Origin of the sequence: Streptomyces sp. NPDC101110 (genome assembly GCF_044759525.1) — a bacterium.
Lineage (GTDB): Bacteria > Actinomycetota > Actinomycetes > Streptomycetales > Streptomycetaceae > Streptomyces.
This window is the reverse complement of record NZ_JBIVZM010000014.1, coordinates 257,404-272,681: the sequence shown is the minus strand read 5'-3', so window position 1 is coordinate 272,681 and position 15,278 is coordinate 257,404. Positions and strand designations below refer to the sequence as shown.

The window sequence follows — 15,278 nt, the reverse complement described above, 5'->3', positions numbered from 1 at the left end:
CCCTAAACGCAATGGGTTTGCGTTAGCCGACCGTTGGGCCTTTGGTCGGCTAACGCAAAATTTTAGCTTTTACCCCCCCCCCCCCCCCCCCCCCCCCGGGTGATCCGTCTCGACAGCCCTCCAGCCCCTCCAGCCCCTCCAGACCCCGAGGAGAGAAGTCCGTGTCCTCCGTTGCAGTCACCCCGCCGGAAGCGGCCCGCTGGGCTGCCCGCGCCGGGCTTCCGCTGCCTGCCGACCGCCATGCTGCGGTCGCAGCCACCGCCAACCACATCCAATCCGTCGTCGCGGTCCTGCGAGAGCTGGACTTCGGGGAGACCCCGCCCGCCCCCGCCTATCGCGCGGAACAGGAGATGCACGATGCAGCCGTATGAGCTCTCCCTGAGCGCAGCCGCCGACGCGATCCGGGCCCGTCAGCTGTCCCCCGTCGAGCTGGCGGACTCCGTCCTGGAGCGCATCGAACAGGTTGAGTCTCACCTTCAGGCCTACGTCACCGTCACCGTCGAGCACACCCGCCGGGCCGCACGCGAAGCCGAGAACGACATTGCGGCCGGCCGCTACCGCGGCCCCTTGCACGGCATCCCGATGGGCCTCAAGGACCTGATCGACGTCGCCGGCGCGGCTACGTCGGCCAGCTCCCGCGTCCGAGCCGACCACCGAGCGCAGGCGAGCAGCACCGTTGCCGCCCGTCTGTCGGCAGCCGGGGCCATCCTGGTCGGCAAGACCCACACGCACGAGTTCGCCTATGGGCTGACCACGCCGCAGACCAGCAACGCCTGGGACACGGGCCGGATCGCCGGCGGCTCCAGCGGCGGATCCGCCGTCGCGGTCGCCGCGGGCACCGCTACCTTCACCCTGGGCACCGACACTGGCGGATCGATCCGGGTGCCCGCCGCGTTGAACGGGGTTGTCGGTCTCAAGCCGACCTACGGCCTCATCCCCCGCCACGGCGTCACGTCCCTGTCCTGGTCCCTGGACCACGTCGGCCCGATCACCCGCACCGTCGAGGACGCGGCCCTGGCCCTGACCGCCCTGGCCGGACACGACCCGCGCGACCCCGCGTCCCTTACCACTCCCGCCGTGGACTACCGGCCGGGGGCGGGCACAGACGTGACGGGGCTGCGCGTGGGCGTGCCGCGCAATTACTATTTCGACCACGTTGATGCGGAGGTGGAGACCGCCGTACGGCGCGCCATCGAGCAGCTTCAGTCCCTCGGTGCGCGCCTCGTCGAGGTCGAGATCCCGATGACCCGCTACATCCAGGCCACCCAGTGGGGCCTGATGGCGCCCGAGGCAACCGCCTACCACGAGAGCAGCGTGCGCGCGGTCCCCGAGCTCTACCAGACAGACGTCCGCGTCCTCCTTGAGGCCGGCGCACTGATGCCCGCCGCGGACTACGTGCGTGCCCAGCGCGCCCGCACCCTCATGCGGCAGGAGTGGGCGCACATGCTGCAGGAGGTCGACCTGATCGTCGCCCCCACCGTCCCGGCGACCGCGGTCAAGACCGGCCAGGAGACCATCAGCTGGGCCGACGGCACTGTCGAGGGCGTCTCCGACGCATACGTACGCCTCTCGTCCCCGGCCAACATCACCGGAGTACCGTCCTTGTCCGTCCCCGTCGGCCACGATGCGGCAGGCATGCCGATCGGCATGCAACTCCTCGGGCGACCGCTCGAAGAGAGAGTGCTCCTGCGAATCGGCCACGCCTACGAGGCAACGCAACCCGCCCGCGAGCTCGCGAGCGCAGCATGAACGCATGCTTTGGGGCCAGTCTGATCACTCCGGCCGGGCCGAAAGCGTTGTTCGGCCGCGATCGGCCAGGTGCCGCAAGGTGAAGACCGTCGCACGGAGGTGACGTGGGCAGCTCGCTAGACGCAATGATTTTGCTTTAAGGTGGGCTCCATGAGCAGGCAGATGGTGCGCCCCGGGGGGCGCAGCGCCCGGGTTCAGGCATCGGTCCACACCGCCGTACGCGAACTCGCCTCGGAAGTGGGCCGGGAGGCGCTGACCGTACCGCTGGTCGCCCAGCGTGCGGGCGTGACGCCGTCGACGATCTACCGCCGCTGGGGGGACCTGCAGGAGCTGTTGTCTGACGTAGCGGTCGAGCGTCTGCGGCCCGACGCCGCACCCAACGACCACGGTGCCGTGTCGTCCGACCTGGCGGCCTGGGCCGAGCAGTTCCTCGACGAGATGGCCTCCCCCACCGGCCGGGCCTATATCCGCGACGCACTGCTCGGTGACCCGGACGGCGGTAACGCCGGCCAGTGCTCGGCCTACGCCGCCGACCAGATCGGCCTCATCCTCGCCCGAGCAGCTGAACGTGGTGAGGAGACGCCCGGCGTCGAGGCTGTCATCGACCGCGTCGTCGCGCCCATGATGTACCGCATCCTCTTCCGCCCGGACGGACTCGACGCCGCGTACGCGCGCCGACTCGTCGCAGAGGTCCTCGGCCAGACCGGCCCGTGACCAGGTGACCGCACACGCGTGCCCCGCCGGTGTCGGCCTGCGATGCCCAGGCCCTCGAAGGCCGACGGGACCTGGCCGGTCCCCAGCCCGCCGGCGGACGGTCTCCAGGGCGTGCCCGGAGCACTTCGACGCGCTCGTCGTCCGCACTGCTGTGCACGCGACGCTGCACCTTGTCGCCCGCTGCTCCGCACACGATGCCGGTGGGCGCGCGGGAGGTTGATGCACTTCTCTCACGAACATGCCCTCGGGTGCTCACGACCGGGCGAACTTGGATGGGCGCCAGGTGGGTGGAGAGCAAAGGCCCGAACAGTCCAGAGGGCCTTGAACGCCAACTGGGTCGTGCCGAAAAGGTCGTTGGCGATCCGGACAGCGGCACGGGGCCACGACCGATTCGCCACCGCCGCCGGGCCACCGCCGAATCCGGCGATCCGCCGGCCCGCGCCGGGGTCCTGCCCCAGGAGGCCACATGCGAATCCAGGCCGCCACCTGGCGCTTGGGTTCGTGGCCGAGGAAGCCGGCACCCACCCCCTCCCGGGGCGACGGCGGATGAAGTGGTGCGTGGTTGCGGCGTTCGGGGCTCACCTGTGTCCGGCGGACTCTGCGATGTCCCGATGCAGATGCCCCATTACGCTGCCCATTTCCAGCACCGCCGACCCCGGGCCGTCCGCGTTCTCGGCGATGCCCTTGAGCCATGCTGTGGTCGCCAGGGCCAGGGCACTCGCGTCCTCTTCCCGCTGCTCCGCGAGGAGCTTCTCCAGGCGGCTGGCCAGCGTGCCCAGGGTCTCGTCGGTGGTCTGCGGCAGCAGGTAGTCGTGCAGACCCGCCGGGAAAGGGTCCTCCTCCCGGGCGGAGCGCAGGGCGTCGACCACCGTGGCGTCGTCGCTGTAGCGGTCGAGGTGGCCCATGAGGACGTACAGCCGTGCGATCATCCGCGGACGGCCCGGGTGGCGGTCCAGCCAGGCCATCAACTCCCGCTGGCCGCCCAGATGGTCGATGATCGTGGTCAGGGCCTCCCGCGACTTGGTGGGGATGTCCCAGCTGTGCGGAAGGAGTTCCGCGACCTCGTCGGCGAGTTTCGCCTCGTCCTGCGGTGCGAGCGTTCCGGCGGTGAACTGACCGGCTCTCCAGCTGTCCAGGCCGTAGCCGTCGGGCCCCGACTCGGGCTGGGGGCCCCGGGAGGCACGGTGCCGCCGGTGCAGCAGTTCACCGACGCTCCTGGTGAGCGGCATGTCGTGCACGGTGTACCTCCGAAACGCCAGTCGGGTCGTGGTGGCCGGGCGAGCCGTCGGCCGACCACCCGCCGACCGGGAGACGCGGGCCACGACACCTCCCGGGAGACGCAAGCACCATCCTGACGCCGGGCCCCGCCTCATGCGCGCCCGGCGGCGCGGACGGGCGACCCGGTCCCGGGGGCCTGCGAGCACTGCGCCGCTTCACCGCCGGGTCGCAGCACGGTCAACCGAACGTTCAGGGCCAGGTCGGTGACGCCGCCGAGCGGCGTGTCGTGCTGCACGGCGACCGAGCCGAGGCCGCCCGCGGCGCCGTGGATGAGGACACCCCGCTTGGAGGGGGTCGTGGCCGCACAGGGTCTGCCAGGTGGAGAGCCCCCAGATGGCCCTGCGTCGAGGGGATTCCTTCACGGCTCGGCGCGTCGGAACTTACGGTTTGTGGCTTACCCAGAGCAGTTCCGCCGGCCAGCGGTGTGCCCAGTCTGGTGGGTCGGTTTCGTTGTAGCCGTTGGACGTTCCGGGTTCGGGCCGCGGTTCGATGAGGTCGTCGATGATGAGGCCCGCGCCGCGCAGGACCTTGACCCAGTCGCCGTAGGTGAGCTGATAGCTGGTCGCGTCGTCGCCTTCGTCGATGTTGTTCAGCCCGAAGTAGTCTTGCTGCAGCGTCGTGGTCACGCGGCCGGCGGTTTCGTCGTAGCATGCTTCGAACCATGGGCTGGCGACGTTGAACACCAGGCGCCCGCCCCGGCCCAAGACGCGTGCGGCCTGCGGAACGGCCAGGTGCGGGGGCGCCCAGCTGAGCCCGCCGAAGTCGCAGAACACCAGGTCGAAGCTGTTGGCGGCGAAGGGGAGTTGTTCGGCGGCGCCTTGCACCAGCGGGTAGCGGGCCGCGCCCATCGCGGCGGCCGCTGCGGCGAGTTGAGCTTCGGACAGGTCGAGCCCGATCACGTTGGCGCCCTCGGCGGCGAGTGCCCTGGACCACTGGCCGGCGCCGCAGCCGAGTTCGAGGACGCGCTTGCCGTTGACGTCACCCAGGGCGCGCAGGTGCGCGTCGGGGATGGAGTACATGCCCCACAGCCGGGGTGTGGCGCCGATTTGAGGGTCGTGTTCGCGCTGGTAGGCGCTGCTGATCCGGTTCCAGAGCCGCCGGTTGGCGGGGATGCTGTCCACTCGCCGACTCCAGCACTGCCTTCCGGGGGCGGTCAACACGAATAAGGCTCTCGCAAAGTGCGGCGACTAAGAGGGGCACCCAGACGCTGATCGGGGTGCTGACACTGCACCGGAGTCTGCCCGCCCGGACGCTGCGCAACTCCGGTCATCCTGCGGGCGCAGGGCGCGGCAGCCGGCGTTCGCCTACCGGGCAGGCGTCAGGCTTTCCGCGCCATGCCGGCGGCGATGAGATGTTCCCAGACCGTGAGCTGTCGGCTTTCGCCACGGTTCCATGGGCTGTCGGACTCGTCGGGACGCCACAGGGGTGCGGGGACGATCCCGGGATCGAGGATCTCCAGGCCGTCCAGCAGGGAGGTGATCTCCGCGTCCGTGCGCCACCGGCCACGGCCGAACGTCTGCTGGAGGATCTTCTCGGCCTCCATGGTCTCCGGGTTGTTGCCGGAGCGGAAGTGGCTGATGAAGAAGTAGCTTCCGGGCGGGGCCTGGTCGCGCCAGTAGCGGACGATGCCGGCCGGGTCCTCGTCATCATTGACGTGGTGAAGGATCGCGCTGAGGATGACGGCGACGGGACGAGAGAAGTCGATGAGTTCGAGCGTGGCCGGGTGTGAGCGGATGGCTTCGGGGTTGCGCACATCGACCGCGACGACGCGGGTCCGGTCGTTGTCCTCCAGCAGTGCGCGGCCGTGGACCAACACCTGGTCGTCGATGTCGACGTAGACGACCCGGGACTCCGGAGCATGCCGTTGCGCGACCTGGTGGACGTTGTCCGCGGTCGGCAGGCCACTGCCCATGTCGATGAACTGCCGAATACCGGTGGTCTGCGCGATCTCCCTGACCGCCCGGGTCAGGGCCGCGCGGTTGGCGAAGGCGATGGCCACGGAACCGGGCAGGTCACGCTTGAAGACGTCACCCACCTCACGGTCCACGGCGTAGTTGTCCTTGCCGCCCAGCAGGTAGTCGTAGACGCGGGCAATGCTGGGCTTCGCCGGGTCGATTGAAGAGCCCTCGTAACTCATGGCGGCCATTCTTCCTGTCAACGTCCCCCGCATACTGCTCTTTTGGATACTCCAGCCCGGTGGGCGGTTGCAGTGGGGGGAGCTACCGTCCCGGCGCGCGGTTTGAGAGGGGGCGTCCCGGTGGACGAGGGATTTACCGAGGTCCGTTGCGACGGCCTCGTCGTCGTGGTGACCGGCGGGGCCGGGGATTGGCCACGGCCGGGTACGGACGGATCGTCAACACGTGCTTGGACGCCCTGTTCGGCGATACCGGGGGCCGCGTGTACGCCGCGGGCAAAGGCCGCCGTGCTGGGGCTGCCCACCTCCCCGGCGGCGAAAAGCACCGCATACGGCATCAAGGTCCACGCAGTGGTGCCCGTCGCCGCGACCCGCAGGTCCCTGGAGGAGGTTCGGGAGGACGAACGGACGACGGCGCTGCTCACCGACCTGTGCCCCGCCCGGCCCGCCCCGGTGGTGGCGTTGCCGGCCCACGAGAGCGCGCCTTGACGGCCATGAAACCGCCGTACCATTGCCGTTCCGGGAGGGGACACCTGATGATCGCTGCGGAGTACGGCTACGAGGTGCTGCCCGGAGTGGCAGTGGACACCCCGGGTGTGGAGGACGTCCTGCGGCAGCGTGAACGCGGCCTCCGCTGGGGCATCCTTGCGCTGGCCACCGAGGTGCTGCTGTTGGTGACCGTCCTCTTCCTGACGGGCCCCGGCTCCGCCCCGGGCTTGGTCACCGCCGTCTGCCTGGCCCCCGTCATCGCGGCAACGGCCGGCCTGACGCTGCTGTGGCGTCGCGCGCGACGCCGGGAGCGGTTGGTGATGTCCACCTACGGCTGGCAGGTCTGGCCCGTGCGGACACAGAACGTCCGGGTGGTCACCGCGGAGGGTGAACGGGTCCAGGGCCGCCGCTGGGGGACGGACGGGCGGGTGGTGCTGCTCCAGCCGGACGGTCAGGCACACTGCTCCTTCCCCGTCCCCGCGGACGGCTGGGACGGCCCCCGTCTGCGCGGGCCGCACACGGCGGACCGGGTGTGGTTCGCGGGCGACACCCGGTTCGGCGGCATGGTCGCCGAACCGGGTGGGCTGCCCTTCCGCTACGTCGTGCGCTCCACGCCGGGCAAGCGACGTGCCATCGGATCGGAGGACGAACTCGCACGCCGCGCAGGCCTTATGCCACGCAACCGGCGGCGATAGGGTTCCTTCCGACCTTCGAACGCATGTAGGCCCTCGGTTCGCGCAACCACCGGACCCGGGTGCGTGTCCTGCACAGCTGACACCACCCGCTCGCCTGCGGCCAACCCACGCGTCTGCATCAGGGGCAAGCGGTGCTGCGGTCGTGCGGAGCATTCGGAGGGACAAAGGGCCATGGACGACAGAAGAGGAAGTCCGCTCGGCAGCGGGCGCGCAGCAAGGACGGGTCTGAAAGGGGCAGGCCGATCCAAGCGCGCGTGCGGCAAGCTCGTACGCATCCACCGCCGCTACCACACGTGGCGCGCTCCGTTCCCACGGTGGGCCCGGATCGTGTGCGACATCCTGTTCTGGGCCGTCGCTGCCGCTGCGGCCTACGTCGCGATCGGCAGCCTGTGCGGAGCCGTCCTCATCGCGGCTCCCCTGCTCGGCTTCCTCGGGCTTGCATCGAGCAAGGAGCACGACGACGGCATCGACTGGAGCGACCACCGCATGGGAGGGCAGCCCAAGAACCCAGGCCCGAAGATCTAGAGTGCGACGGCCGCTCACACCATCAGCCTCACCTGACGGACGGTCCCGAAGCGGATCTCCTGGCCCATCTGTTCGGCATCGGGCGCAGTGCGGACACAGGTGTCACCCCGGCGAGCCCCATGTACTCTGCGTCAACCCAACAGGGTTGCCTGCCGGCACCATTCCGGAGTCCAGGACACGTCGTGCGAGCGGTTCAAGAAGGCGAGCGAGGCGGGTGGTGCCGTCGACGCCGAGCGTCTGCCACGGCGTGACCGCCGCCGCGTCCGTGTCCGCTTCCATCTGCTCGTGAGCTGCCGCTCCAGCCTCGGTGAGCCGTCCTTCCTCGTCGGTCCAGCCACGCTCGCGGAGCGTCGCCTGCGCCGAACGCCATTCCTCGACGCTCCATTGACGGATGCGTAGCTGGAACTCGGCGTCGGTCTCCCCGGTCGCGCTCTTGAGCACCAGCGCCTCGACCGGTCGTAGACGACGGCCGACCAGCACGGCGACATGTCCGTCGCCCCGGTGTTCACGCAAGGTGGTCACCGCCTGCCAGAGCCTGACATGGGGCTCGGCCGGGCGGGGCAGAGCCTGGTTGGCCGCGCCGAGCACCCGTCCCGCCGTGTCTGCCGCGAGGGCGGCCTCCCAGGCGAGGTCAGCGGCCTCGGCCAGCTCGGCGGAGGCAACGACGTCCGGACCGTAGAGATGGGTCATCGCAGCGCCAACCGCCCGCTCGCGCGCCTCGATCACCTGCTGCGGAGACGCGGCAGCCCAGGCGGCAGGCAGCGCGCTCGCCGCCCGGTCGGGGTGGAAGACGTAGAAGGAGCTGGTGACGACGGACGCGGGAACAGGGCCCAGTGGCGCCGCGCGCAGGGCGAAGTAGCCCATCCAGTAGCCGCGCAGTCCGAGCCCCTCCGCAGCTTCGCGCACCTCGGGGGTGAAGTAGACCAGTTGGTGGACCGGTTCGAACCTCTCCCACATCGCCCGTGCGACGTTTTCGCTCACTGTCAGGCCCTCCCGGCTCGTCCTGTTCGGCTGCGGCGAACACTGAGAGGCAGCATCCATCATGACGGCGGTCATAACAACCTCTCGACTCCCCTGAAGACTCATCGATTTCGGGGACGCCCGCCCACAAAATGTCCGGAGCGGCCGGGCACCAACTCCTCCGCAGTGGATTCGCGAAGACGCCTCCTGAGAACTCCTGCACCCGGGCCTCTTCACTCGGTAGCGCAACACCGCAGCCTGGCGCCTGCTGAGGCCCTCCCCGCAAATGCAGGGAGGGCAGGCGAACAACGCACCAGCTGCCCGTGTCGCAGCGCGATCATCCCTGCGGGCACGGGGAGCAGGCCCCACCGCTGACCCGACACCACGGGCGTGGACCGCGCCCGCCAAGGACGTGGACCGCGACCTCATCCACACTCCCGACCGGAGACCACGTGGTTCGGCCGAAGCGGCCGGGTGCGTCTCGTCCCGGCGGGTGTCCGAGAAGGGCACCCGCCGGGCAAAGAGATCAGGGAGGTGCCAGCGCGGCTGGGGGTCGGCTACTCCCCTTCGTAGGGGGTGCACGTCGGCCGCCGGCGGGAGCCACTGGGCGGCGTCCTGGTCGGCCTTGCAGTGGTCGGAGCGTGCGGCGACCGTGACCCGGCGATGCCTTTTCCGGCAGTCAGGAGGTCGACGATCGCCCCCCGTTCCCTATGAGCCCCCGCGTTGTGTTTGTCCCTCTGCGCGCTGATCGGCTGGAGCTGAGTCCGTGACGACGCTACCGGTTGATGGACCGCATCCCTGCCTCGTCGTACCGCTCACCGGCCGCCTCGGGCAGCTCCGCGTCGATGCGGGCCAGGTCGTCCTTCGTCAGGTCGATGCCGACGGCGGCGGCGTTCTGCTCCAGGTAGGTGCGGCGCTTGGTGCCCGGGATCGGCACCAGGTCCTCGCCCTGGGCCAGCACCCACGCGATGGCCAGCTGAGCAGGCGTCACGTCCTTCTCGGCTGCGATCTCCTTCACCTTCGCCGCCAGCCGCAGGTTCGCCTCCAGATTGGTGTCCTGGAAGCGCGGGTTCTGGCGGCGCCAGTCGTTGGCGTCCAGGTCGTCCGGCGAGGTGAACCGGCCGGCGAGGAAGCCGCGGCCGAGGGGCGAGTACGGCACGAAGCCGATGCCCAGCTCCCTGCACGTCGGCAGCACCTCGGCCTCCACGTCCCGCGACCACAGCGAGTACTCGCTCTGCACGGCCGTGACCGGGTGCACGGCGTGGGCACGCCGGATGGTCTGCGCGCTCGCCTCGCTCAGCCCGATGTAGCGCACCTTGCCCTCGGCGACCAGTTCGCCCAGCGCGCCGACCGTCTCCTCGATGGGCACGTTCGGGTCGACCCGGTGCTGGTAGTACAGGTCGATGTGGTCGGTTCCCAGACGCTTCAGGGAACCGTGAACGGAGCTGCGGACGTGTTCGGCCGAACCGTCCTGCGGGCCGACGGTGCTGATGTCGCCCGGTACAGCGTCGTCCATCCGGTAGTTGAACTTCGTCGCGATCACATACTCGTCGCGGCGCCCCCGGATCGCCTCGCCGACGAGGGACTCGTTGGTGAGCGGGCCGTACATCTGCGCGGTGTCGAGGAAGTTCACCCCGAGGTCGAGGGCGTGCCGGATCGTCGCGACGCCCTCCTCCTCGTCGGCGGTCCCGTAGAAGGCTGACATGCCCATGCACCCCAGGCCGATGGCCGATACCTGCAATTCCCGCAGACTACGCTTCTGCATGTCGTGTCCCAGCCTTCCTGCACGCTTGATCGTCCTTCGGGCGGCACGAGGTCTCCCGTCCATCCAGACACAGCTGCGACCACCCGGCATCCCAGGAGGAGCGGGCGTCACGACGGCCTCGTGCGCCGTTGTGTCTTCGACGCTATGACTTCGAGCGCACTCCATGGCAAGGGGCATGTGCGGAAGACCTGGCTCCCGGCCGGGCACCGCACCCGTGTGCCGCTCCCGGGCTGGAGGAGATGGGCCTGACCGTTCGTCCTCGCGTGCCGCCCCTCCTGCCTGCGGTATGCCGCTGGGGACACAGTGCCCGGCGGCCTGCATCTCCCGTGCGGTGTCGGGGCGAAACAGGGTGGAGAACGAGGACCGCAGGGGAGTGCGTGTGACCCACACAGGCAGGGGCCGGGGCGCGGCGCCACCGAGAAGCGTGATGTCGACCGGACAGGCCGGTGATCACCGATGACCAGATGGACGATCCGTCCCGATGGCGGACGGCCCTCGGGGAAAGCCTGCTCCCATGTCCGGACGGCGGACCCGCCTCCGCTGAGTGAGACGTGCGTGTCCTGCCAGGCGCGCGGACGCGCACCGGCCGACCTGCTGCTGTGCCTGACCTGCGGCCACGTGGGCTGCAGCGACAGCTCCCCCGGCGCTCACGCCACGGCGCACTTCGCCTCCAGCGCACACCCGGTGGCACGCACCCTGGCACGCGACCGGCCATGGGCCTGGTGCTACGAGGACGAGGTGTATCTGGACCCGCAGGAAGAGCCCTTGCCACGTTCTGGCCCGCGCACGCCCGAGTCGGTCTGGGACTACCCGCGGCCGCCCGTCATGCGGGAGGACGACCGTGACGTGCGGGTGGAGTGCGCCGGCCAGGTGGTGGCCGAGACACGCAGGGCCGTCCGGGTACTGGAGACCAGCCATCCACCCGTGTTCTACATCCCTGCGCAGGACGTCCGCACGGAACTTCTGTTCCCGGCCGCCGCGGGCCGGACCTGGTGCGAATGGAAGGGGCCTGCCCGGTACTGGGACGTCATCGTGGGAGACGACGTACGCTCTCGCGCCGCTTGGAGCTATCCCCGCCCCGAGCCCGGCTACGCCTCCCTTGCCGACTGCTTCGCCTTCTACCCGAGCCGCATGGACCGCTGCACGGTCGACGGAGAGGAGGTCACGGCGCAGGAGGGCGACTTCTACGGCGGCTGGATCACCGCGGAGGTACGGGGGCCGTTCAAGGGCGCCCCGGGAACCCAACTGTGGTGAGGCGGGGACGGCGAGAGCCGTTGATGTCTCGGGCGGGCGAGTGCATGTCAGGCATGTGAGCCGACGCCTCGGAGAAACGCGTGCGACATCCCGCTGTGGCCCCTCACCTCCGCCGCGGCCTGCGTCGTTATCGGGAGCCCGTGCACGGCCATCCTCACGGCAGCTCCCTCACTCGGCCCCTCACCCCGTATCGAGTAGGGAGCACGACAACGGCATCGGCTGGAGCCCCGCCGTGCACGGCGCCTTTGCCAGGGCCTCTCACGAGGTCTGCGGCCGGCGCTTCAGTGCCCGAATACCGCCGTCGCCACCGGTACCGCCAGCAGCAGGCTGAGCCCGACCAGGGGAACGCGGTCCAGCCACAGGACGGCTGCGAATTCGCGCAGTGTCGCGGACAGCCAGTAGGCGGGGGAGGTCGGCGCGCCCACGACATGCACGGGCACGCCGACGCGGCGGGCCAGCAGGGTCGTGCGGTACACGTGGAAGCCGCTGGTGACCACCGTGGCACGGCGGCCGGGAGTGGTGCCGTCCACGAGGGCCGCGCTGAAGCGCAGGTTCTGCCCGGTGTTGACGGAGCGGTCTTCCCGCACGATCCGGTCGGCGGGCACTCCGCGTCCGCACAGATAGTCGGCCATCGCGTCCGCCTCGGAACGGACCTCGTCCTCGCCCTGACCTCCCGAGACGACGAACACCACACAAGGCGAGCCCGGTGCGCGGGCGGCGTCGATCGCGAGGGCCCGCTCCAGCCTGCGGGTCAGCAGCGGGCCGGGCCGGTCGCCATCGAGCCCGGCGCCCAGGACGACGACATGGGTGGTTCCCGGCAAGGGCGTGCTACGGCCGCGGACGAACACGTAGCCGGCGAAGACCAGGAAGAGCAGAATGAGGTAACCCGCAGTCGCGTTCACCGCGACCACGAAACCACCGAACGCCTCGCCGCCGACCGCGTGGAAGACCGCATCGAGGCCGAGCACCCCCAGCACCGCGCAGCCGGCCGCGCCGGTCGCCAGCAGGGCTGCCTGCGGTCCGTAACGCCGGACCAGGAGAACGCCGTCGGCCAGAAGCAGCAGTCCCAGCGCGAGCGCCAGGAGCAGGGCGGTGACGGCGAGGACGGTGGCGACGGTCGGGTGGGCTGCCGCACTGCGACCGGCCACGCCGAGTCCGGCGGAGGCCACCGAGAGGCAGAACAGGACGGCGGTGGAGAACCGGTGCGGTGCCAGCAGTATGTTGACGACGCCGCCCGCGGCGAACACGACCGCGGCGAGATACTCCGGGTACTCCGGCATGTGCCGCACCGCTCCGCTCTCCGCCCGCCGGGCCGCTGCCCGTACCTGCCTTGCCGCTCCTCGCCCCCGATTCCCGGACCCCGGTACGGACGGCTGTCGGCCATCCTCCCAGACCTGCCGTGGTACGCCGAACACGGGTAGGCACCGGTACGTTCCACAGCAACGACGCGCCGTCCAGGCCCGGTACACACCCAGCCAGCACCCCACCACGACACGGCAGACCGCTCAACGAGGCACCCTCGGAGGCTGAGGTACTGCTCCCGCCCAGAGACAACCCTCACCCGCGACCCGGCTAGAACTCGGCGATCACCAGGCGGTGAGTGAATCACGACCGGCTCCACCACACCGGCTGCCACTACGCCTTCACCACGGGCATCCACTGGGGCCAACACCTATAGGTCGTGTCCGCAAAGTCAGGAGTCCGCGGGGTCGGCCCGGCTCGGTGGCGTGGTGGGGCTGCTCTGCTGTTGTCAGACCCCTCTGCCACGATCGGTGTATGGGATTCTTCGACGATCTGGTGTTACCGGAGGAACCGGCAGCCGAGCGGACGGTGTTGGTCAGGCTGGGCCCGCCGGAAGAGGACGCCGGGCGGTACGGGCCGCCGGTTGACTGGTTCGCTCCGGCGCTGCTGCCGCAGCTTGAGGTGCTCGGCGCCGGTCCGGAGACGAAGGTGCTGCTTACGGGATGGTCCGTATGGCCGCGGGCAGCCACCCTGCATCTGGCGGTCTTCCGTAGGACCCGCCAGCACAGTGCGGCCGCCGGACGGCAGTCCGGGTTGCGGGTGGGCCTGCTGTTCTCCGACGGCCGCCGGGTGACCTCGCTGGACGGCACGACAGACCGCAGAGTGGAGTTGACCGGTGCGCAGGGACGGATGACCGTGGCTTCCACACCGCAGGCGATCGGACTGATCCCGCTGGATCCCAGCTTGCACCATTCCCACAGGTCCCTCTTCAAGACCGACGTCGACCTGTATCTGGCAGAGCTGCCGACCGCCGGAGAGGCTCAACTGGTGGTGGAGTGGCCGGACGAGGGGATTGCCGAGACCCGCACCTCGGTCGACTTGGCGGCTCTCCACGCCACCTCGGCGCGGGTGCTCGAGGTCTGGCCGGGGCTCGAGCCGCCGGATCCGTCGGAGCAGCCGGGCGCCTTCGGGTACGTGGAGGTGAGCGGACCGCCTGCTTTCCTGGCGCCGCCCCTGACCGGGCACCAGCGCGAGATGCTGCGCCGCCAGGAGGAAGCTCGCAGGCGGTGCACGCCGCGGGCCGACTGGCAGCATCTGGGTTACCAGGACTGGGGGGACGCGGCCCTCATCCGTGCTCGGCTGGAGGCAGGGGCACCGCCCGACACCCGCGTCGGATGGCGTGGCACCACTCCGCTGCATCTGACAGCGGAACAAGGAGCAGTGGAAGCGGTCGCCGCGCTCTTGTCGCATCACGCGGAGGTCGACGCACGCGACGACGACGGACACACACCGCTGTGGTACGCCACCTGCAGTGTGGACGAGGGCAGCATCAAAGCACTGCTCGAGGCCGGGGCCGATGCGTGGACGCCGCAGAGCGGCCCCTGGTCCCCGGGCCGGCTGCTGCTGACCACGTCGCTCGCGCCCCTCGTCGCGGACCTACCGGGGGCCGTGGAACTGCCCGCCGAGGAAGCCGCGGCGTTCACAGCGGCGGACACGCTCATCGCCGCCTTCGGCGAGCATGAGCTGTGGACCGAAGGACTCGGCATCTGCTTCGTGCCGGGCCTCAGCGAGGACGAGGTGATCCGGCGGCTCGGCGCCGACCCCGCGCAGTGCCCGAAAGCGGACTCCGAGCATGCGCCCTTCGATCCGATGGACTACGACGAATCCCTCCACTACGTGGGCGTGACGCGGGTGCCCGGGGCCCCTGGCGGCTGCGCGATCACGCAGGACGGCTATATGCCGAGCGACGACGCCGTACTGCGGGCGATATCGGCAGGCACCACCGCCTACGGGATGTACTTCAACCCCAAGGGCGGGACATTCGGCACCCTGGCACGCGATGGCGAAGTAGTCGAGCACGAGGAGATAGGCCTCCCACCGGACGGGCCCGACCCGGCAACGCACTGGCACTTCCGCTTCTGGCAGCGCCGGTCCACCTTCCCGCACGACGCCGAGACACTCGCCTACGCCTGTGCCGCAGCAGGACTGAGGATCCACGACGGCCAGGAAGTCACGGATCGCCACGCCCAGCGCCGCTGGGTGCCGCTGCCCTCGCACCTCCGGCGCTGAGGCCCCGAGCCATGGGGCGGGGAAGCGCACATGCTCAGGAAGCGGGAGCGCCTCCCCGCGGTCCCCCGGGCACCACCTGCACAGCGAGCCGACCAGGCCCTGAGTCGCTGTAACGTTCCTGCCGAGGAAGCAGGCAGCGACAAGCGACACAGGAGCGGTAATGCCAGGTGGCATACACGGCAGC

14 protein-coding genes and 1 pseudogene are annotated in these 15,278 nt (G+C 70.3%); 9 read left to right on the top strand and 6 right to left on the bottom strand.

The genetic code is table 11. The annotated features are described in order from the left end of the window. Positions 1-161 precede the first annotated feature (161 nt). From ACIQU3_RS29790 to ACIQU3_RS29780, 3 genes are all read left to right on the top strand, one after another. Positions 162-371, top strand: coding sequence for a hypothetical protein (locus ACIQU3_RS29790; protein WP_403928632.1), 210 nt, complete (start codon positions 162-164; stop codon positions 369-371). Further along, positions 358-1,749, top strand: coding sequence for an amidase (locus tag ACIQU3_RS29785; protein ID WP_403928629.1), 1,392 nt, complete (start codon positions 358-360; stop codon positions 1,747-1,749). The genes ACIQU3_RS29790 and ACIQU3_RS29785 overlap by 14 nt, the downstream gene beginning before the upstream one ends. A gap of 150 nt (positions 1,750-1,899) precedes the next feature. Further along, a complete protein-coding gene (locus tag ACIQU3_RS29780; protein WP_403928626.1) occupies positions 1,900-2,463 on the top strand; it encodes a TetR/AcrR family transcriptional regulator in 564 nt (187 codons plus the stop codon). Between the two features lie 578 nt (positions 2,464-3,041). Here the strand turns inward: ACIQU3_RS29780 and ACIQU3_RS29775 are convergent. From ACIQU3_RS29775 to ACIQU3_RS29765, 3 genes are all read right to left on the bottom strand, one after another. Next, positions 3,042-3,692, bottom strand: a complete 651-nt coding sequence (locus tag ACIQU3_RS29775; protein ID WP_403928623.1) for a hypothetical protein — start codon at positions 3,690-3,692, stop codon at positions 3,042-3,044. Positions 3,693-4,121: 429 nt separating this feature from the next. Then, a complete protein-coding gene (locus tag ACIQU3_RS29770; protein WP_403928620.1) occupies positions 4,122-4,862 on the bottom strand; it encodes a class I SAM-dependent methyltransferase in 741 nt (246 codons plus the stop codon). A gap of 197 nt (positions 4,863-5,059) precedes the next feature. Then, positions 5,060-5,887 carry an SAM-dependent methyltransferase gene (locus ACIQU3_RS29765; protein ID WP_403928617.1) on the bottom strand — a complete coding sequence of 276 codons (828 nt, stop codon included), beginning with the start codon at positions 5,885-5,887 and terminating at the stop codon, positions 5,060-5,062. Between the two features lie 276 nt (positions 5,888-6,163). On the opposite strand from ACIQU3_RS29765, the gene ACIQU3_RS29760 reads away from it, so the two are divergent. The 3 genes from ACIQU3_RS29760 to ACIQU3_RS29750 all read left to right on the top strand — a co-directional run bounded on the left by ACIQU3_RS29760 (position 6,164) and on the right by ACIQU3_RS29750 (position 7,584). Continuing rightward, complete coding sequence (locus tag ACIQU3_RS29760; RefSeq protein ID WP_403928614.1) at positions 6,164-6,364, top strand: hypothetical protein; 201 nt, start codon at positions 6,164-6,166, stop codon at positions 6,362-6,364. 47 nt (positions 6,365-6,411) lie between these two features. After that, positions 6,412-7,059: a hypothetical protein gene (locus tag ACIQU3_RS29755; RefSeq protein ID WP_403928611.1), complete on the top strand. Its 648-nt coding sequence runs from the start codon at positions 6,412-6,414 to the stop codon at positions 7,057-7,059. A 327-nt stretch (positions 7,060-7,386) separates the two neighbouring features. After that, a complete protein-coding gene (locus tag ACIQU3_RS29750; RefSeq protein ID WP_403737691.1) occupies positions 7,387-7,584 on the top strand; it encodes a hypothetical protein in 198 nt (65 codons plus the stop codon). A gap of 102 nt (positions 7,585-7,686) precedes the next feature. Here ACIQU3_RS29750 and ACIQU3_RS29745 read toward each other — a convergent pair whose 3' ends face one another. Next, a complete protein-coding gene (locus ACIQU3_RS29745; protein WP_403737686.1) occupies positions 7,687-8,640 on the bottom strand; it encodes a hypothetical protein in 954 nt (317 codons plus the stop codon). A gap of 679 nt (positions 8,641-9,319) precedes the next feature. Next, complete coding sequence (locus tag ACIQU3_RS29740) at positions 9,320-10,309, bottom strand: aldo/keto reductase (RefSeq protein WP_403737678.1); 990 nt, start codon at positions 10,307-10,309, stop codon at positions 9,320-9,322. A 456-nt stretch (positions 10,310-10,765) separates the two neighbouring features. Here ACIQU3_RS29740 and ACIQU3_RS29735 point away from each other — a divergent pair. Both ACIQU3_RS29735 and ACIQU3_RS29730 read left to right on the top strand, forming a co-directional pair. Then, a pseudogene (locus ACIQU3_RS29735) lies at positions 10,766-11,053 on the top strand (UBP-type zinc finger domain-containing protein); the annotation flags it as partial. Between the two features lie 81 nt (positions 11,054-11,134). Further along, the gene (locus ACIQU3_RS29730; RefSeq protein WP_403737922.1) at positions 11,135-11,563 is read left to right on the top strand and encodes a DUF427 domain-containing protein; all 429 of its coding nucleotides are present in this window, start codon (positions 11,135-11,137) and stop codon (positions 11,561-11,563) included. Between the two features lie 281 nt (positions 11,564-11,844). On the opposite strand, the gene ACIQU3_RS29725 is transcribed toward ACIQU3_RS29730, so the two are convergent. Further along, the gene (locus tag ACIQU3_RS29725; RefSeq protein WP_403928608.1) at positions 11,845-12,843 is read right to left on the bottom strand and encodes a YdcF family protein; all 999 of its coding nucleotides are present in this window, start codon (positions 12,841-12,843) and stop codon (positions 11,845-11,847) included. 496 nt (positions 12,844-13,339) lie between these two features. Here ACIQU3_RS29725 and ACIQU3_RS29720 point away from each other — a divergent pair, with 496 nt between their 5' ends. Continuing rightward, positions 13,340-15,094 carry an ankyrin repeat domain-containing protein gene (locus ACIQU3_RS29720; RefSeq protein WP_403928605.1) on the top strand — a complete coding sequence of 585 codons (1,755 nt, stop codon included), beginning with the start codon at positions 13,340-13,342 and terminating at the stop codon, positions 15,092-15,094. Positions 15,095-15,278 lie beyond the last annotated feature (184 nt).